This window comes from Clostridium cellulovorans 743B (assembly GCF_000145275.1).
Taxonomy (GTDB): Bacteria; Bacillota; Clostridia; order Clostridiales; family Clostridiaceae; genus Clostridium_K; species Clostridium_K cellulovorans.
This window is the reverse complement of record NC_014393.1, coordinates 280,513-299,551: the sequence shown is the minus strand read 5'-3', so window position 1 is coordinate 299,551 and position 19,039 is coordinate 280,513. Positions and strand designations below refer to the sequence as shown.

At 32.7% G+C, this 19,039-nt stretch carries 15 protein-coding genes, 1 pseudogene and 1 riboswitch; of the genes and pseudogenes, 2 read left to right on the top strand and 14 right to left on the bottom strand.

The features are described 5' to 3' along the window. Positions 1–50 precede the first annotated feature (50 nt). From CLOCEL_RS01210 to CLOCEL_RS01175, 8 genes are all read right to left on the bottom strand, one after another. On the bottom strand, positions 51–2,723 hold the full coding sequence (locus tag CLOCEL_RS01210) for an EAL domain-containing protein (protein ID WP_010075242.1): 2,673 nt from the start codon (positions 2,721–2,723) through the stop codon (positions 51–53). Between the two features lie 56 nt (positions 2,724–2,779). Continuing rightward, a riboswitch (cyclic di-GMP riboswitch) is annotated at positions 2,780–2,859 on the bottom strand. Between the two features lie 317 nt (positions 2,860–3,176). Then, positions 3,177–4,400: a pectinesterase family protein gene (locus tag CLOCEL_RS01205; RefSeq protein ID WP_013291580.1), complete on the bottom strand. Its 1,224-nt coding sequence runs from the start codon at positions 4,398–4,400 to the stop codon at positions 3,177–3,179. Positions 4,401–5,183: 783 nt separating this feature from the next. Continuing rightward, complete coding sequence (locus tag CLOCEL_RS01200) at positions 5,184–6,044, bottom strand: AraC family transcriptional regulator (protein WP_010075245.1); 861 nt, start codon at positions 6,042–6,044, stop codon at positions 5,184–5,186. Positions 6,045–6,212: 168 nt separating this feature from the next. Further along, complete coding sequence (locus CLOCEL_RS01195) at positions 6,213–7,514, bottom strand: MFS transporter (protein WP_010075246.1); 1,302 nt, start codon at positions 7,512–7,514, stop codon at positions 6,213–6,215. 415 nt (positions 7,515–7,929) lie between these two features. Then, the gene (locus CLOCEL_RS01190; RefSeq protein ID WP_010075247.1) at positions 7,930–8,793 is read right to left on the bottom strand and encodes an alpha/beta fold hydrolase; all 864 of its coding nucleotides are present in this window, start codon (positions 8,791–8,793) and stop codon (positions 7,930–7,932) included. A gap of 54 nt (positions 8,794–8,847) precedes the next feature. Further along, positions 8,848–9,396, bottom strand: a complete 549-nt coding sequence (locus tag CLOCEL_RS01185) for a hypothetical protein (protein WP_157629728.1) — start codon at positions 9,394–9,396, stop codon at positions 8,848–8,850. Between the two features lie 359 nt (positions 9,397–9,755). Further along, complete coding sequence (locus CLOCEL_RS01180) at positions 9,756–10,019, bottom strand: CD3324 family protein (protein ID WP_010075250.1); 264 nt, start codon at positions 10,017–10,019, stop codon at positions 9,756–9,758. A 410-nt stretch (positions 10,020–10,429) separates the two neighbouring features. After that, entirely contained in the window at positions 10,430–10,972 is a 543-nt protein-coding gene (locus tag CLOCEL_RS01175; protein ID WP_010075251.1) for a DUF7010 family protein, read from the bottom strand. Between the two features lie 361 nt (positions 10,973–11,333). Between CLOCEL_RS01175 and CLOCEL_RS01170 the strand changes: the two are divergent. After that, a pseudogene (locus CLOCEL_RS01170) lies at positions 11,334–12,008 on the top strand (MraY family glycosyltransferase); the annotation flags it as partial. Positions 12,009–12,328: 320 nt separating this feature from the next. Here CLOCEL_RS01170 and CLOCEL_RS01165 read toward each other — a convergent pair. After that, positions 12,329–13,834, bottom strand: a complete 1,506-nt coding sequence (locus CLOCEL_RS01165; protein WP_010075253.1) for a methyl-accepting chemotaxis protein — start codon at positions 13,832–13,834, stop codon at positions 12,329–12,331. Between the two features lie 665 nt (positions 13,835–14,499). On the opposite strand from CLOCEL_RS01165, the gene CLOCEL_RS01160 reads away from it, so the two are divergent. Continuing rightward, a complete protein-coding gene (locus CLOCEL_RS01160) occupies positions 14,500–15,075 on the top strand; it encodes a hypothetical protein (protein WP_010075254.1) in 576 nt (191 codons plus the stop codon). 219 nt (positions 15,076–15,294) lie between these two features. Here CLOCEL_RS01160 and CLOCEL_RS01155 read toward each other — a convergent pair whose 3' ends face one another. The 5 genes from CLOCEL_RS01155 to CLOCEL_RS01135 form a co-directional block, all read right to left on the bottom strand. After that, positions 15,295–16,038 (bottom strand): ABC transporter permease, encoded by a 744-nt coding sequence (locus tag CLOCEL_RS01155; RefSeq protein WP_010075255.1) that lies wholly within the window; start codon positions 16,036–16,038, stop codon positions 15,295–15,297. Continuing rightward, positions 16,025–16,756 carry an ABC transporter ATP-binding protein gene (locus tag CLOCEL_RS01150; RefSeq protein ID WP_010075256.1) on the bottom strand — a complete coding sequence of 244 codons (732 nt, stop codon included), beginning with the start codon at positions 16,754–16,756 and terminating at the stop codon, positions 16,025–16,027. Before CLOCEL_RS01150 ends, CLOCEL_RS01155 begins: the two co-directional genes overlap by 14 nt. Positions 16,757–16,807: 51 nt before the next feature. Further along, entirely contained in the window at positions 16,808–17,572 is a 765-nt protein-coding gene (locus tag CLOCEL_RS01145; RefSeq protein WP_010075257.1) for a MerR family transcriptional regulator, read from the bottom strand. Between the two features lie 234 nt (positions 17,573–17,806). Next, on the bottom strand, positions 17,807–18,283 hold the full coding sequence (locus CLOCEL_RS01140; RefSeq protein WP_010075258.1) for a pyridoxamine 5'-phosphate oxidase family protein: 477 nt from the start codon (positions 18,281–18,283) through the stop codon (positions 17,807–17,809). A gap of 111 nt (positions 18,284–18,394) precedes the next feature. Then, positions 18,395–19,009: a DUF6273 domain-containing protein gene (locus tag CLOCEL_RS01135; protein ID WP_010075259.1), complete on the bottom strand. Its 615-nt coding sequence runs from the start codon at positions 19,007–19,009 to the stop codon at positions 18,395–18,397. Positions 19,010–19,039: the final 30 nt, after the last annotated feature.

Sequence of the window (19,039 nt, the reverse complement as noted above, 5' to 3'; positions counted from 1 at the left end):
ATTAAAAAATTTTTGAGCAGTTCACCTCCTTCCTACATAACTTCTTTCATTTATACGTTTATATTAACTGCAGATATAAGATCCTTAAACTCTTCATTTTTCACTGGCTTGCTAAAAAGGTAACCTTGGAGTTCATCGCATTTAATCTCTTGTAAAAACTTATATTCCTCTAATGTTTCTATTCCTTCAGCAACAACATTCAATTCTAGATTATGAGCAAATTCTATCATTATTTTTACCATAGCCCCTTTTTTCTCATACTTGTCTATTCCCTGTATAAATTCCCTATCCAGTTTAAGTTCACTTATAGGAAGCTGAAACAGATGGCTGAATGACGAATATCCTGTACCAAAATCATCTAAGGAAACTAAAACTCCTAATCCTGCAAGCCGTTTTATGATATCAGCAACAAATTGTTTGTCCTTTATAAGAACTCCTTCGGTTATTTCCACTCTTAGATACTTCGGCTCTATTCCATTATTTTTTAAAGCCTCCTTAACCACATCTACCAGTTGCCCCTCAAAGAAATGCTTCGCTGACACATTTACAGATACAGGTATCTTCTTCCTACCTTCAAGCTGCCACTGAACATTTTGCCTGCAGGCCTCATTAATAACCCACTTATCTATTTGAAAAATAAGCCCCGATTTTTCTGCTACAGTTATAAACTTCATAGGTGAAACATATCCAAGGTCTAGGTGCTTCCATCGAATGAGAGCTTCACAGCTTGTAATCGCTCCAGTTTGAGCATTGATTTTGGGTTGGTAATACAACTCGAATTCATTGTCCTCTAATGCTTTCCTAATTCCTGTTTCCAAAATCATATTTTCTTCAAAGTCTCTATGTATTTCCTTATTGAAATACTCAATGTTACAGCCTCCCATTTCTTTCGACCTGTACATTGCTAAATCTGCATATTTAACAAGAGTATCCAAATCTTGCCCATCTTTTGGATACATGCTTATTCCGATACTGCCAGTAACACTGAGAATTGCACCCAAAAGTTCCACAGGCTTGATAAATATCTTGGCAATCTCTTCACCAAAAAGTTTTACCTGGTTCTCTTCTTCAGCAATCACTACAAAAACAAACTCATCTCCGCCAAGTCTAAATACTTCGGTATTATCACTTTTTATACTAATAAACCTTTTGGAGAAAATAGCTAGCAAGTCGTCCCCTGCCGAATGCCCCATTGTATCATTTATTTTTTTAAACTGGTTAAGATCGATGAAGATTACACCAATTATATTATTATTTTTTCTCGCCATCTGTAATTTTTCTTCTAGATACATTTTAAACATATGTCTGTTAGGAAGATTTGTAAGAGTATCATAATAAGCTAGCTTGTGAAGTTTTACTTCTGATTTCAGCAATTCATCAGCTTGCAGCGCAAGTGTTTTATTCAACTCTTGGCTTTCCATAAACATCTTTTTAAAATTATCTGACATATCTTTGAAGTTTGTTATTAACTGTTTGACCTCATAAATTCCGCTATTAGGCCATTCAATTTGTTCAGCATTCTTAATTCTCACTGGAACTGCTGTGGTTGCAGCAGACAATTTTTTAATTGATTTAACTAATAGTCTGTTGGTTACTACTGCAACTAACAGAGAGAAAATTATAAAATACATTACGAATCTGAATTTGCTAGCATAATTATTCAAAACTTCCTGCTGTATTTGCTTAATAGGAAAGCTGACAATTAACTTTAAATCAAGTAAACCTATCTCTCTTGTATAAAAGTAATTGCCTTCAGCCCATGCCTCTGTTTCAATTCTTCCGTATTTTTTATAAGGAGTAACTGCATATACTCCTTCTAACTCTTTCACTGTTAATGTATCTTTTTGCCAATCAAATACCTGTCCATGCTTCACTTTATCAATATTGGTAGCTACTACCTTATTGCTTGTATCTGTAATAATTATGTCCGCTTTTTTCTCAGATTGAAGCTTTTCTATTAGTTCCTCCAATTGTCCTGCCTGCAAGACTCCATAAAACAATAATTGAGCTTGCTGATTTTTATCCATTACGCTAACTTCCCGTCGAATATCATCTAAATAATCCTGAACTATCTGCTCATTTTTTTCATTGACGGCACTATAGGTATTGAAGCCACTGATAATAAAGGTTGACAGGATACTTACACTCAATATCACTGATATAAAAACAAATAAGAATTTAAGAAATTGAATTGAATCATCTGTTTTCCCCAGCTTTTTTAATAGCTTTTCAGTAGGTACATAAGTTAATAAACCATCCACAAAAGCACAGGATGAAAGACCGCAAATTATGTCAGCAGAAATTCGCATTATATAGGCATCCCAACCTCCATTATAAAATAAGGTATAATATGCCACTGCCGATACCGGAATACCAATGAAAATCCAAAATAACAGATCACCAAAAATCAAATTATTCTTTGGCTTCCAAATTGAGTACAAACCGACAAAAGCGATTTCCAGAACAAATATAAAACCCCAATAAGGGTAATCAGAAGAAATTATCTCTGCCAACTGAGCAATTATTGCCACCACTAAGGCAGTATTAATATTATAAAGTTTAAGTATAATTAACAGAAAAACTCCAGATAAGGAAAAGGTAACTCCTAGTATGAAAGGAAAACTATATACTTTAGTTATGACTGCGAGAAGAGCAAACACTAATAATAAAATGCTGCTTACAACAGTCGTGATTGGAACTGAATTTTTAATTTCTTTGTACATCTTATCCTCCAAAAAAAACAACTACGTCATAGAAGTTGTTATATCATATCCTCCATACATGCAACCCGGCTATCTTTTAATGTTCAGACCCGTGGCTTTGCGTCCTATGCTCCCGCATAGTTTGCCTTTAATTTATAAAGTTTATTATTTCTTCAGAATTAAAGATACGTTGTGATATATTGATATATTATATATCTAATTTGCATTTTAATAAAGTGGTTTTTGTATCCAATTTTGACAACTTGCGCAAAAACTTATTTTATCTAATTAGAAAATAGATAATCTTTCACCTGCTAGATGAACATTCTTTATGTAATGTAAAAGCTATGGGTGTTGAACATTTTTTATATTTATAAAAAGGAGCCGCTACAAAATTAACAACGTTAGTCTTGTAGTAGCTCCTTTTTCTTATCTATTCAGTTTTATAAATTACCACTAATTCTGTAAAAATTACTATTTAGCTGTATAATATTTTGGAGTCCAATCTCCAAAGTATTTAGTAGCATCTATTTTAGCAGCATCAGCACTACTTAATACAACTCCTTTTCTTGCAGCTGTGCTTACTTTCGCACCATTATAAGTTGTGTTGTATTCTTTAAAGTTTGCTTTTTCAGGTAAATTGCTGCTCATAGAAGTCCAGCCTGCAGCGTTTATTATTGTACTGTTTTGAAGTTTAGTATTTAAGAAAGTAACCTTTGCTGCTGCACCCCAAGGTCTTCCAAAGTAACCAGGTGCCTGTTTTTTACTGCTAGTAGCTGTTACTAAGCAGTTTCTAAACAAGTATCCATAAGTTGCTTTATCTTTTGCTGCTGTTATATATCCACCTACAGCTTTATCACTATAACCACAGAAATTTAATGTACTATTATCAAATACTGCATTTCCATCACCAAAAATATAATCAGTATTTCCTTCTATAGTGCAATTTTTGAAATAGCTATTATTAGTGCCAACTGATCCAGTATAAAGTGTATCCTGACTTCCAATAAAACTACATTTTAAGAATTCTACATTATCTGCATCAATAATCATAGCTGCAGCTCTCTCAGTTTGTGCCTTTGAAGCAACATTTGTAGACGCAGTTCTTTGTGTAAGAGTTGATGATTTACTCTGAGGGAAAGTAGTTGAAAGAGCAACTCCATCTGCTAATTCCTCACTAGTAACATATTTGTTAAAGGAATTTTCAAATACTATGTTCTCTGCTTTAAAGGCTTTTGCAGCACTTGTAAGGTACACTGAACCACCCCATTTACCGCTGCTTACATGGTTTTTTGTGGTTTTAGCAGTAGCATTACTTTGGTTATAGAAACCATCAGATCCAGCACTGTAATAATCATATCCGAAGCCGTAGTACCAAGTAATTTTAACTTGTTTACTTGGATTAGAATTAACAAGGGTAATATATGGAGTAGCTATTTTAAGCTGTGCTCTATATACTCCTGGAGCAATATGAATCGTAACTCTTTGAGCCTCACTTGTTGGGTTAATCTTAGCTGCAGCATCAATAGCAGCTTTCACTGTTTTATAGTTGTTGCTCTTAGAACTGTCACCAACATATATGTTAGTTGCTGTAGCAGCAGATACAGTTCTTCCACTTGGTATACTTCCTAAGCTTGCCGTTAAAAGCATAGTTAATGCCAACATTTTACCGATAGTCTTCTTTGAATTTTTAATCATGTTTTTTCCACCTTTCAATACATTAATTTAATCTCTTGCAAAACGCTAAAACTATAGGTTTTATGCAGCTTCACAAATATCCTTTTTGAAGGGTTGCCCCCACTAGAAATAGAAAATATACCATAAATAAACTCTAATTTTAGGATTGGATGCTCTTGCTAGCAAGATTGTCCATTAACTTCAATGCGTTCAATTGCTGATACTTCTTTAGTCATAACAACTTGGAATTTAAGTTTTGAATTACGCAGCCTTCAGAAGGCTGAAACGATTCCATAAAGTTCCCATTTTTTTAGTCAAAATTAGTTTCGAAAGGGATTTAGCAAGATCTTTGACTATATTATTGGCATAAACAAACCATTTATCTTCAATAAAAAATTAACAGCTTAAAAATCTATTATTTTTGAGGCTTTATCTTTTATGCTTTTTACTCGTAATTTTGAAAATAGTATCTAGAATTTTATTAAATGTTATTTTCCGTTAGTTTCTAAATTCACTAATACATCAATTCTTAATCGTTTACATTTCCAGTGACTAATCTCTCTCCCTCTGCACCCTAAAAAGTTTATTCTGGTATATTACAATATTATCATAATATTTAGTAATATGGAATAGTTGGAGATTATATATCGGTAGCGATTAAAACCACATTAAAATTATAATTATGTGGAATTTATAATATAAAAAAGGCGTTACTGCCTTTGCAAATTTACTTATGATACGGTTCACCTTAACAGGTGAACCGTAAATCTTTGATCTTTTATTTTTTTCTTTCTGTCTTCAAAACTAGTCTTTTCTTCTTACAGGAATCCAAATTTCGCTGTAGTAGCTTTCATCTTGACTACCTTGCGGATAATCATCCGTATTGGTGTACATTTCAATATTATAACCTGCTGCAATTTCATAATCTTTGCAATTAGGCAGCCACTCTGAGAAGATTCTTCCACTCACATCTTGCAGAGATTTTGGCATTGGACCTTTGGAAGCAAAAACAGCCCAGGTGTATTTAGGAATAATCTTTGTTACAAAACCATCAGGTACTTCTACGGACGGATTGTAATTGTCTGCAATCAAATATTCGAATTCCTCTGAACCCATGCTCTCATCTATATTTATTCCGTACATTCCGCATACAAATTTGCCTTTTCCTGTTTGATAATGTTCCGCCCAAAACTGTGGAATTTCTGTAGTTGCACTATCATATTTAAATACCTTCGATACTCCCATGATAGTAAAGGAATCTTTTTCAACAATTTTGTAATCCATAATATAACCACCTTCCAATGAAAATTTGATTTTCAACGGAGCAAGGGATTTAATCATTGCTCCATCTTTTCGAACAGCAGTAGGTGTGACACCATGGAATCGGGTAAAAGCTTTTGTGAAACTATCTGGTGAGGTGTAGCCATATTTCAATGCAATATCAATGATTTTTTCATCAGTAGAAACAATCTCCCTGCCGGCAAGAGTAAGCCTGCGCTGTCTGATATACTCTCCCACTGTAAAACCACAAAGCATTGCAAATCCTTTTTGGAAATAGAACGGAGACATTAATACTTTTTTTGCAATATTTTCTATTAGGATTTCTTCAGTGATATTATCCTCAATGTACCTGATAGCTTCACCAATTCCTTCAATCCACTCCATAATCATCACCCCTATCTGTACATATATCTTATCTCTTTTCAGGCGGTTGCTCCCGACTTTTTGTGTTATATTTTGTCTTGTATGAAAAATTGTTGAAATAATCCCACATGAAATTACTATTTATATATAGATTAACACTTCTTTCTTAGAAAATTTTCTTAATTAAATTTATTCAGTAATTCTATCCAACTTCCATATATCGGTATTTTTGCGGAATATAACGCATGTCAAAACTCCCACAATACCAAGAATAAAAAGTAAAAAAGCAGCACCTGACCCTTTTCCTGTTCCAAATAGAGTTGCCAATACTTCACCTGTTTGTTGATATATCATAAATGGTTCAAATACTTTGTCAACTAATACCCCACCTAAGAAATACCCAATGGGAATTGTGAAAAATTGTAGTGTATTCCTTGCAGAATATACTCTGCCCTGCATTTCTATTGGTATATAATTTCTAAATATCACATCCATATTAGAATTCATAATTGGAATAGCAATCCATCCTAAAACTGATCCAATGCACCATACTGGCACAGAACTTCCAAATGCTAAAAAGAAGTTTTCAGTACTCATTGAAAGTAATAATGAATTACAAATCATGCGAACACGGCTTTTAGGAGTTGGTAATATAGAAGCGATAACGCTACCAACTAGCATAGCAATTCCAGTAACTGTATTAACAATGCCAAGTGATACCTCCCCACCTCCCTTTCTTGATAAGATCATAGCTGGGAAAGTAGCATTAAATACAGAAGCGGTAAAGTTAATCGCAGCCAAAAACAGAATTAAATTAAGAATTCCGCGATTATGTTTCAAAAAGTTCAATCCACTTTTTGCTGACTGTAACACCGATTCTTTCTTTACATTTTCATTGTGCGCTGTTGGTATTTTTATAAAGCATAACAGCGATACAAACGCAACTCCAAATGTTAATAAATCCAATAGGATGATTAAATCCATGCTAGTTAAGGTCAATAATGTCGTTGCGATGATCGGTGTCATTATACTAATAAGAGAATTAGAAAAGGATCGCATCCCACTAACCTTCTGGTAATGATTTTTTGGCGTAAGTATACTAATGGCTACATCTGAAGCAGGTTGCTGAATTGTATTCATCAATCCATTTAATGCATTGAGACAATAAAGATGCCATATCTCCAAACTGCCTGTTTTTAATAGAAGCAATACTACAATAGTACACAGCGCCGCAAAGCTATCACTTACAAGCATTATGATTTTCTTGTTCCACTTGTCGCTTAATGCCCCTGCAAATATGCTCATAATTACATAAGGTAAATACGAGCAAACGGAAAGCATCGCCGTTTGCAATGCCGAGCCATGCTGCTGATACGACCATATGATTAAAGCAAAATTAGTCATCGAACTGCCTAACGCTGAAAGGGATTGTGTAATCCATAAAATTAAAAAGCTGTGAAGATCTTTAATAAGAGTTTTTAATAAATTCATTTTGACTTTGCTCCTTTTTATTTTGATGTTATCTCTAAAAATGCAAAGTCTTTTCGGACTAGATTTTTACTCCATGCGGATTTGTCCTAATTAGACCCTGCATGGAGCTAATACAATACAAAGCTTCATTTTTGTACCTCCTAATAAAGTAAGTTTATATATAAATTAAGTATATAATTCTAATGCAAATTTCTATTCACCTTTTGCTTGAAAATTAATATTAACATTTATTTAAGCTCTTTCAAGTGTAACATATTTTGTAAATATTTACTACTAAGCTTATAATAGCTAGCTACATATGCTGCGACATTTTCATCTATAAAAATATCCTTAGACAAGTTATATCAATGTCTAAGGCTATAAATCATATTTAAATGGTACTAACTCAATACATTCATTTTCAATTATATCAAACCTAACTATCAATAAGAAAATCAACAATCATTTTCTTTTCATATTGAGGCATTATATGCATATGACCACATCCTTTTAACATATGGACCTTGCAGTTTGGAATAATTGTTTTTGCTCGAGATAAAACCCTTTTAGCAGGGAAAAGACAATCCTTCTCTGCCGCCATAACCAGTGTTGGAGTTTTATAATTTCTTAATAATTTCCTCATAATATTGCTTGGCATTCCTACTTTGGTTTTTACATTATCAAAACTATCTTTTATAGTATCTAATGTATCTTCATCCAGAACTATTTCAGAAAGTGCCATATATAAAGCTGTTTCTTTTAGATACTTTTCTTTCTTTGTCACAACATACTTTATCAATGGAATTAGCATCTTTACTGAAGATATTGGCAATGCATTATTAATACCTGCTGGCACAACTAAAACTGCTTTTTCAATCTTTTCTGGTGCAATGCACATAAGTTTTGCCAAAATTCCTCCACCGAAAGAAACTCCAAAACAACTTATTTTATCATATCCTATTGCAGTAATTACTTCACTTGCCCACTTTCCGTAATCATAATTATTCGAGGATAAACAAACTTCATCACTTTTCCCAGGATGTCCTATTGTGTCTATAGCATAAACATGAAAATCCTTTAACAAAAATTTATACATCAATAAATTGTATGCTGTTGTACTATTTCCACCATGAAAAACTAAAAGGGGCTTCCCTTTCATATTTCCAGTTTCAATAAGATGAATCTTCCCAAAACTTGTAGTTACATATTTATCACTAAATAGATATCCTAACTTTTGCAATTGTGCATCATATAATTTTATTGACGCAATTTTTCCATCTTGTGATTTATATATGCTCATCTCTTACCTCCATATTATTTATAATTTCTATCCAACCTATAAATTGAAACTTTCTCATTTAATTTCTAATTTCTCTAGTTCAAGCATTAATTCTAAAAACCAAGTTTCAGCTAAGTGCATTTTTTCATCAATATCTTTAAGTGATGATATTTTTGCAAAAAATTCAAGCTTTTTTACTTCTGACTTCGGGATATGCTGAGAAATATGTATCAAATAATAATGTGCATGAGAAGGTGTGTGTATCAGTCGCAGCATATCAATTAATGGTTCCAATACATATCTATTGTAATAGGCATATGCTTCAAGATACATCCCTCGATGAACATATTTCTTAACTCTGCAATGTTGGCTGTAACGATATTTACATTCTTCAAGGCGAGCTATATTGAAGCTTTTATAGTCACATTCATTATAGTCTTTATACTGAATAATTTCTGATTTATCAAAAATCACCTTAGCTGCTTCAATTTGATTATCTTTTATATACAAAAATTCCTCTTTATTTCTACTATGTAGCTGTAAGCAGAGATCAATCATAAGATATTCGCTACTACCTTTTAAGTGATAAATTCGCTGACGAAGCTTGGGATGACCATGATTCATTACATACTTATAATCTATTTCTGCAACTTTTGATAGTATATTTTCAACCTTATCAATTGCTTGCTGTTCATATTCATCTTCAATATCAATATAAATGTCTAAATCAGACTATTCATCTGCTTGTCCTATAGCATCAGCACCCTCAAGCCACATTGCATGAATATATTGTATCGGTTCTAATTCTTCTTTGAGCTTTTTGATTATCGTTTCACTATTAATCATACGCATACCTCCAAAAGTGTCTTTATTTGAATTGTAAACTATGCTATTCCATAGTAAAAGGTAAATAATCACTATAGTTATTTTATGCACAAAACCTCTGCAGGTCTGAAAACTTGCAGAGGTTTTTTATGTTAATACTATTTTAAATATACAATTTTCTTTATTGTATCATAGGAAAGATTGTATTTCATCATAAGTTCCTCAATACTTCTACCATCTTCTTTTTCTGATTTAATTTGTTTGTTTCTATTAATAATTTCTTGTCTTGCACCACTTCTGCTTCCCCAAGAATTCTTTAACCCTTTTGGTTGTGGGATATATAATACCTCACCAGCAATATATTTCTGGATCTCGCTAAGTAAATCTAAAGGTAATACTTCTGTAGCATTTATATATTTCATTCTAACTTGCTCCTTCACTTCAGAAATAGTTAAGTAAAAGATGCAAAATCAGGCTTACTAACATTTCAAAATTAGAATGAAAAGGCGATTAAAGTATTCTCCATGCAGTTATCGCCATTGTCTATAAGGCTGATTCTGCATAGAGCTTTGTTACTGATGTTACCTTACCTCCGAAAAAACCTAGATTCACGCGAATTATTATCATTTTTTAACCCCCAATATAATAACATCATAAATATTATTGTACATAAATTTTAAAAATCAAATCTCTAAATGTGATAAATCATTGTGTAATATGTACAATTGTAGCATATAAATCCAAACTATATCTATGAATAATACTTTTAAGATTAAATTAGTTTTAAAGCATAATTTTTTATTTCTAAGATTCATAATTTTTCTATAGTAGTTTAGTTTGCATTATGTTTTAGTTTTTTCATTTCTCCCAAAAGAGCCACTACAAAAATTATTTCCACAAAAAGCATAGTTCCTGCCAAAACAACAGGTGAAAATGTACTACCAATATACAAAGCTAAAAGAGGAACAATTATTGCAAATATTTTATAACTAATTGATTTATACAGCCATGAATATGGAAATAAGTGTCCACCAAATACCATTGCATAAACCATTAACATTTTCCCAGGAACTGCATTAAAAACCCACATTACAATTAGTAAATATATCAATTGATTAAGTGTAAAAATAAAGCCCACTTGCCCCAATGGATTGCTCTTATCAAAAATATCTATATGTAGTATTTTCCCAATGCCCCATGCTATTGGCACTAATGGACAAGAGCAACAGAAAATCAAAAGGTTCATATAGTAGATTGGCAAGTTGAGATTCACCACTACTATGATAAATGACCATAGAATTATCGATGCTACTATGAATGGAATTCCTTTTTTTTGCCTAATGGCAATGTCATCTCTTAAATCTTCTAAATTCATGTCTTTTCTACTCCTTTTAAATATGTAGGGCGTATAAATTACTATTCTTAAATTACTTAAATTTGTTTCTCACTTAATTATAACACATATTGTAAATATATTCCTTGTTGTAATACTTTGTTTTGTCTATAAAAATAGCCTTAGACAAGTTATATAAATGTCTAAAGCTAAAAATTGATACTTAAGAAGAAAGTTTCAGCGTCAAATAGAAATATTGGGTTGAATAATATTCAACTAATTATTCGGTATTTTTCAACTAAATTTGATACTTATACATAGTTATTGAGTCATTACATTTAATACATTACCATAATTATGAAGCTTCCAAAATATTTAAATAAAAAGAAAGCTGGTGTTCATAATGATCAATATTGTTTATGCCATTTTATTAAGTTTCTTATTATCTTCCCTTATTGGGACTATACTTGTCCCAATATTTAAAAAATTGAAACTAGGTCAGAATATCCGCGAAGAAGGTCCGAAGAGTCATTATAAAAAAGCAGCAACTCCTACCTTTGGTGGTATTATATTTATCCTCTCATCTATAATTGCAATGTTGTTTTTCATAAAGCAGTATAACGAGGAAATTCAGTTTATTTTCTATTCCTTAATAGCATTTGGCTTTATAGGTTTTCTTGATGACTTTTTAAAAAAGGTACATAAGAAGAACCAGGGGTTAACTTCAAAACAGAAGATGATACTATTACTTTTTGCTTCCACCACTTTTGCAATTTACGCATATTACAATCCCGAAATCGGATCAACAATTATCCTTCCCTTTGCAGGAAAAATGATAGATCTTAAATTATTATACATACCATTTATTATATTCATTTATGTAGCCACAACCAATTCAGTAAACTTGACAGATGGCTTGGACGGTCTTGCTACATTAGTAACTCTGCTCGTAATGGTATTCTTTGCTTTAGTGGCTTTTAATTTCCGCTATTATACCTTAGCAATCTTCTGCGGATGCATGTGCGGTGCGTTATTAGGATTTTTGAGATTTAACTCTTTTCCAGCGAAAATAATCATCATTTTCTGAAAATGATTCGTTATCACCATCTTGTCTTACTTTAATTTTATTTATCACCAAACTTCTCATTTATGTACTTTCCACTAACCTGGATACTCTTAATTGGATCCTTATCTACCCAATCTTTATGAGTTTCTAAAATACAACTCTTTCATTAAATTCTTTCTCGTGTCCTCATCTTGCTCAAGGGTTAGCGTATCATCTGGCCATCCATTTGTATATTGTTAAAAATCAAGGGACAAACCTGTCGTTTAGAAGGTTTGCCCCTTAAATCATTATATATGAATGTTTCAAACTAACTTAATTGCGTATTATGCTTTCTAATTCAATTTCATTACGCTCCTATTATTATTAGAGCTAATCATTTTCTTAAGATCTCCACTTAATTCGCGTATTTCATATAATGAATTACCAATTTGAATTATTTGAGTATTTTCATTTTCAATAGTAGCTAATATTTCTTCAGTAGCTGCGGCGTTCTGTTCTGCTAAACCTGCCATATTTTCCATATCACGTTGAACATTTAAAAACTTATCTGCAACTGCTTCAATTTTACTTAATCCTTTTGATATCTCTGTGTTGGTGTCATTAAATGTATCTTTAATATCCTTAAAATATGTTGATATATTGTTTATAAGTTCTTTACCCTCTTTTACTGCATTACTACCTTGATTAACCTTTTCAAAAGCCTCTTGTGACTTATTGGATAACGCTGTTGTTACCTGAGTTATATCATTTACTATGATTGTACTTTGATCTGCTAGCTTTCTTACCTCATCAGCAACAACAGCAAATCCTTTTCCATGCTCTCCTGCACGTGCTGATTCTATAGCAGCATTAAGTGCTAAAAGGTTTGTTTGCACTGCAATTTCTGATATTCCTTGTAATAAGTTATTTACCGTCTCCATACTTGATTGAAGTTCAGATACAGTAGTGTTAGCTGTAGAAATAGAATCACTTATAATATTAATCTGATTATTCATCTGCTGCATTCTATCCCAGCCCTCACTGACCTTTTCACTAACTACATCAGCTCTATTTGATATACCTTTCGATATATCCCAGGTTTCATTTACCATTTCTAATGAATCCGCCATTGTTTCATTTACCCCAGTAACACTAATAGCTTCTTCTTGTATAGCTTTAGCCATCTCCTGAACTGAAGTAGTTATATTATTACTTGCTTCAGTTATACAATTTATATTACTATTCAGCTCGCTTATTCTATTATCGATGGTGTCCGTATTATCTTCTACCTTTGTAAAAGTATTCTGCAACTTTTTCAAAAGTTCTTCTGATTGTGCTGTTTTCTGAGCGCCTTCATTCACAAGAGCTCTTCCCCATTTACTTAAAAAATATAACATAGCAATGGTAGCATCAAGAATGATCAACACAAAAATGAAGTCTTCAACATCCGTGCCTAGACCTGATATACTATCAGGATTTACTAAAAAAGTAACAAGCAACGCTATATTTGTTATAACTCCATGTGCTATTGTAACCTCTTTTCTAAAGTATAAAGCCATTAACCCAACAGTGCATATAATAATATAATGTCTACTTAGTTGAAATCCATATAAAGCTGAAAGCAGGCACATACTGATACTTGGCACTATTCCAAAAATCAAACCTTTAATATAGTCATTTATTGGTAAAAAGTAATTGATAATACCAATAATAACACACGCTGAGGCTCGTGTAGCCAGTGTAATGCCGGCTTTACTTCCTCCTGCTATAGTTGCATCAATAATCATAGAAAATATGATTAAACATGTCATAATAAGACTTACCTTATGAACTCTTTTAACGTTATATGTGTCCGTCATCATAACCCCTCCTAGACATACAGTCTGTTTTACTTTGAAATTTTGTCAATAACTTATTGCTACACAACTTAAGCTATAAATATTTTATTCATTTATAATCCGCTATGTATCACAAATACCACATATACTGGTTATATGTATACTCTTCAGTATATTATATTTTTCCCTAATACTCAACATTTATAGACAAAACATGACTTTTTCATCTTTAATTGCATAAAATATTTTAATTTTTTTCCAAACCACTTGACAATTTTAACAAGTTTCGACTAATCACCTTATAAAATGATTTTTTCCCTAAGAGGCGCTTCACTCACTCTAAAACATTGGACTTCTCATTCTGATTATGAGCAGTTTATTTCTATTTATGATATGGTTCACCCTTCATTATCCGAAAACCACCAAAGTTGTATTACAAAGACCCAATGTTCAGACAAAAGTCATCACATTGAGTCTTTAATTTTTTTATGGTTAGCTAGCAATCACTAGGCTTACACACCTAATTTAATATAAAATTGAGCCGTAGATATCCACTTTTGATTATAGAAGTCTCTTCCTTTAACTACTATTTTATCTTCATATATGTGGACTAAGTAGCACTTCTCAGAATGCCTCATATACTGCTAATGGTGATGCGTAAATGCAGTAATAGAAAGGAGTATTATATGGATAATAACCAATTTACCTGTTGTCCTTACTACATGAGTCGAGCTATTTGCCCCTCCTGCAACGGAAAGTTGGGAAATAGCTCACAAAAGTTTACAGCCTTTAGTGGCACCGTTACAAGGATTGAAGATCTAAACCCAGGTCAAAATGATGCATCAGCAGGTTGCTATAAATTAATGTCAGTGGAAAACAAAAACAGGGGACCAGTGAATTTTGTGATATCCCCTGGAACTTATTTCGTAGATCATGAAGTGGTAGAGTTAGGCGACGAAGTAACCGGATTCTACGACTCAAATGCACCTACCATTCTTATTTATCCTCCTCAATATCCTGCAATTGTTATGGCAAAAAACACAGAATATCAAAATATTACCGTAGACTATTTTAATAATGATCTTGTAAGCAGCGATGGAAATTTGAAACTAAATATTTCCCTAGCTACTGAGGTTATTCTGACAAATGATCAGTTTTTTAGCAAATACCCTAGAAACAGAAACCTAATTGTTGTCTATGGCCCTACAACCAAGAGTATACCTGCCCAAACTACTCCATATAAAATCATTGTTCTTTGCTAAATTAGTACATGCGATTTCCTTACAGATTACTTTTTCTATGAAAAGAAACGGGACTGTCTTTATAAATGGTACTGTTTTTAATCCTTAAAACCATGAAAAGGCATCCCCTTTTTAGTATCTTATCTAAATGAAGTTTTTACACTTTTTTACTCAATTCCTTGTATGAAAACAATATTATAAAGCTGTTTAAACTATTACTGCTTCTTTATCAATTTTAAATTACTCCCACCTAAAAAACTTAATAGATACCCCAATACATATCACAGTAATTGCACTTACAACTAAAATTGGTAGTATTACATTATCTAAGTTTAAATTGAGTGATGCATTTTTTAAAAGCTTTATTCCCTGAGTCAAGGGTAAGATGTCCGCCACCTTTTGAAGAGCTGTTGGCATAACTTCGTATGGTAATGTCGCTCCTGAGAATATAAGCATAGGAAAATATAGAATGCTGGCAATTACACCTGCTATCTTAGTATTTTTCGCTATTCCTCCTACCATAAATCCAATACTGAATATTGATATCATCACCAATGTATATGCTCCTAAAAAGTTTGTCCATGAACCTCTAAGTTGAAAATTAAAAAATACTTTTGCTGTCAAATAAACAAGAATTAATGAAACAATGGAATATAAAGCATAGATTACGCCTTGAACTACTAAAATCACAGATGGGCTAACTGGTGTTACTCTAAATCTTTTTAATATTTTTCTATGACGATACTCAGATAATACTAATGGTAACCCCATGACACCACCTGCACATATTGAAATGGTTGATACAGCTGCAAAGGATTGTTCCAAGAATGTAAAATCTGCTCCAGGAAATGCGGGTTTATCACCATAAATAATACCTAAAATAATAGTTGCTACCACTGGCATACAGATTGCAAAGATGAACATATCCATGCCTCTTAGTGATAACTTTAATTCAGTTTTTAGCATTGCTTTAAATACTTTCATCATTCAACTCCTCCTCATCTACAAACCATAAATAAGCATCCTCAAATTTTTCATATGGACTCAGTGTCACTGCTTCTTCAACTGTTCCATAAAAATCTGCTACTCCATTTTTTAAAATACATATATTATCGCACAGTATTTCAACCTCATCCATAAAATGCGATGTTAAAAAGATTGTGAGTCCTTGCTTTTTTAAGTTCAACAAGCATTTCCATACATCTCTTCTAGCCTTTGCATCTAGTCCTGTTGTAAGCTCGTCTAAGAATACCACTTCTGGCCTCGGAATTAATGCTAGGATAATAAATAATCGTTGCTTTTCACCTCCAGATAGTTCGCTTACTAGATTTTTAACCTTATCTTGAAGTTTAAATTGCTCTAATAATTTGTTGTAATCTAATGGATTTTTATAAAGAACTTCTGTTATTTCACACAACTCTTTCACTGTAATCTTATCTTGATAATTAGATTCTTGAAACTGTACCCCAACCTTCTGAAATAGCTTTTTTCTTTCTTTTTTAGGATTCATACCTAGGATAGATACCTGCCCATCATCAAAATTCTTTGTCCCTAAAATACACTCTATGGTAGTACTCTTCCCTGCCCCATTGGCCCCAAGTAATCCAAATATCTCACCTTTCTTTACTGTTAAACTAACACCCTTCACCACTTGAACATCCCCATAAGACTTATAAAGATTATGAACTTTTATTACTTCCATGTGCTATTCCCTCCTTTTGATAAAAGAATAACACCAGCACAAAGTCTGGTGTTAAAGTGTAGAGTCTATATTAAATTCTTTTTTCATAAATTCCAATTGCTTCAATATACTATTTGCATTTTTTTCTGCATCATTTAAGGAAGTAAGAAGTTTATCACAGGCTGTAACAATGTCCTCATCCTCTTTTGGTTTATTTATAACCTCTCTAATATCAATTTCCTTACTTTCTTCTATGGCATTAATCATTCTTAAAATTGCTGAAAGGGAATAGTTAGCACAACGTAATGTACGTATTATTTTCAATCTATTAATATCACTTTCAGTATAAACTCGATATCCATTCTGCTTTCTCTTAACAGTAAGTAAACCATTCATCTCCCAATTTCTTAATGTATCCATTGTGACCTTAAGATAGTTTGCAGTTTGCTTTCTTGTAAAAAATATATTATTCTCTTTAGCATCTATCCCTAATAAAAGCTCCTTTGACAGTTCTATGGCTTCCTCTGCATTTTTTCGCTCTTGCTTTATCTGATTTATATAATCCTTTGTACAATTAATTGCTTCTTGAAGTTTCCCCTTGGCAGATAACTTAACAACATTAATTATCTTCTTTCTAAGGCCATTTTGTAGAACCTCTACTTTAAAGGCAGTTCTTGCAAGGATAAACTGCTCTATATGATAGTCAGTAAATACTCTATAGCCATTTGGTGATCTATTCGCTTTTGGTATTAATTGAAGCTTTTCGTACAAACGTACAGTGTTGGAATGTACTCCAACTTTTTTAGCTACTTCTGCTGTTTTATATATCTTATCCATACTATTTGCACCTCCACGTTATTATCATAACACTTATAAAAAGTCTGGTGATATAGTGGAGAGTTGTATTTGTTTCTTATTGAAATTTTAAGAAGCTTATACCTTATAGATACGACAAAAACCCAACAATAAACTGTTTAATGTTGGGTTTCAGAAAACTAAGTCGGAAAATATTGATAATTATGTAGTGGTGTTTGTAGCTCTCAAGCTAGAAACTGCTTATTCTTTACGGATTTATTTGGCCGTTTTATTGATAAAATCAACTTCATACTGATATTCACCGTATTTTCTTTCGTTGTCAATAATCGTACCTTCTGTTAGAGAGATACGCAGAACAATTGAGTTCGGGTTGTCTTCGTCACCAACTTCATCGAACCAATTAAAAATTTTTTTAAATTTCGATCTGATTTCTGCATTCTTCTCGTCCTTTACCCAACCTAGATTTTCAGCAGTACCCTGTAGAGCGTACCAATCTAACCCACATACTGAAACCTCGTTGTTCTTCTCAATTTGTAGCATTTTATTCTTTTTTGCGTCGGTAGAAACATAAAATACACCATCTTCATAATAAGCGCATACCATACGGACAGCAGGACGAGGATTACCAGCAGCGCTCAAGGATAGTGCTATTGTCCCAAGGGCTATAACTTCCTCTTTGCCATTTCCACAACGTTCCTCCATAAGTTTCATTGCATTTTCATATTTACTCATTTCTAATTTCTCCTTCTTATATCTCGTGTACTTGCTTGTACACGGATTGATTTTACTTATTTTTTATGCTGTAATTATAGTCAAATCACTTTAAAGGTGACCCGAGATTTACTATTCTAGCTTTAGCCACAATGCTGGACGGACACCGCCTCTACATCTTCCTTCGTCGATGTTGCCTTTCAATATATTGTTGCCTTGGATACCTATATTACCGTCAGTCCCAAATATGTACACGGCTTTTACATTAACGCGGCCTGGGGACCGAAGCCACCACCACCAACCCCATTCTTGGCCCTGAAGTCTTGCTATTCGTTTACTGTTGTTTTTATCTTTTCTTTCAAACCAATATCTTTGATTTTTTCCTGGGTTATGCAGTTTTGAAAGACTATCACCGAAATATGTGCACACTTCCTCAAGACTTAATAAAAATATACTGTCTTTCGTATCTACTCCGCCTTTTGAACCATACCACTGATTGTCCAAATTTTTATTTGTCACCGGAATTATTCTTGCTTTATCAGTTTCGTTGAATTTCTCATAAAATTCACCATTAAGATATTTTCTTAAGGCGCAGTCAGCCCATGTTATATCTTTATAAGCATTATGATAAGGGCGTTCTTCTATAACTTCTTCGGTTATAATCAAAGCCCTATTGTTTTGTATATCAAGCACACGCCAATTATAATTGCCGAAGGATAATAATGATCCGATTTTAATATCTTCCATTTAATCACCTCTTTCTGTTTCCTTGTTATT

Excerpts from the sequence above, each read along its gene's own strand:
- CLOCEL_RS01210 (WP_010075242.1), bottom strand. The coding sequence starts at position 2,723 with ATGTACAAAGAAATTAAAAATTCAGTTCCAATCACGACTGTTGTAAGC.
- CLOCEL_RS01205 (WP_013291580.1), bottom strand. The coding sequence starts at position 4,400 with ATGATTAAAAATTCAAAGAAGACTATCGGTAAAATGTTGGCATTAACT.
- CLOCEL_RS01200 (WP_010075245.1), bottom strand. The coding sequence starts at position 6,044 with ATGGAGTGGATTGAAGGAATTGGTGAAGCTATCAGGTACATTGAGGAT.
- CLOCEL_RS01195 (WP_010075246.1), bottom strand. The coding sequence starts at position 7,514 with ATGAATTTATTAAAAACTCTTATTAAAGATCTTCACAGCTTTTTAATT.
- CLOCEL_RS01190 (WP_010075247.1), bottom strand. The coding sequence starts at position 8,793 with ATGAGCATATATAAATCACAAGATGGAAAAATTGCGTCAATAAAATTA.
- CLOCEL_RS01185 (WP_157629728.1), bottom strand. The coding sequence starts at position 9,396 with ATGAATCATGGTCATCCCAAGCTTCGTCAGCGAATTTATCACTTAAAA.
- CLOCEL_RS01180 (WP_010075250.1), bottom strand. The coding sequence starts at position 10,019 with ATGAAATATATAAATGCTACAGAAGTATTACCTTTAGATTTACTTAGC.
- CLOCEL_RS01175 (WP_010075251.1), bottom strand. The coding sequence starts at position 10,972 with ATGAATTTAGAAGATTTAAGAGATGACATTGCCATTAGGCAAAAAAAA.
- CLOCEL_RS01165 (WP_010075253.1), bottom strand. The coding sequence starts at position 13,834 with ATGACGGACACATATAACGTTAAAAGAGTTCATAAGGTAAGTCTTATT.
- CLOCEL_RS01160 (WP_010075254.1), top strand. The coding sequence starts at position 14,500 with ATGGATAATAACCAATTTACCTGTTGTCCTTACTACATGAGTCGAGCT.
- CLOCEL_RS01155 (WP_010075255.1), bottom strand. The coding sequence starts at position 16,038 with ATGAAAGTATTTAAAGCAATGCTAAAAACTGAATTAAAGTTATCACTA.
- CLOCEL_RS01150 (WP_010075256.1), bottom strand. The coding sequence starts at position 16,756 with ATGGAAGTAATAAAAGTTCATAATCTTTATAAGTCTTATGGGGATGTT.
- CLOCEL_RS01145 (WP_010075257.1), bottom strand. The coding sequence starts at position 17,572 with ATGGATAAGATATATAAAACAGCAGAAGTAGCTAAAAAAGTTGGAGTA.
- CLOCEL_RS01140 (WP_010075258.1), bottom strand. The coding sequence starts at position 18,283 with ATGAGTAAATATGAAAATGCAATGAAACTTATGGAGGAACGTTGTGGA.
- CLOCEL_RS01135 (WP_010075259.1), bottom strand. The coding sequence starts at position 19,009 with ATGGAAGATATTAAAATCGGATCATTATTATCCTTCGGCAATTATAAT.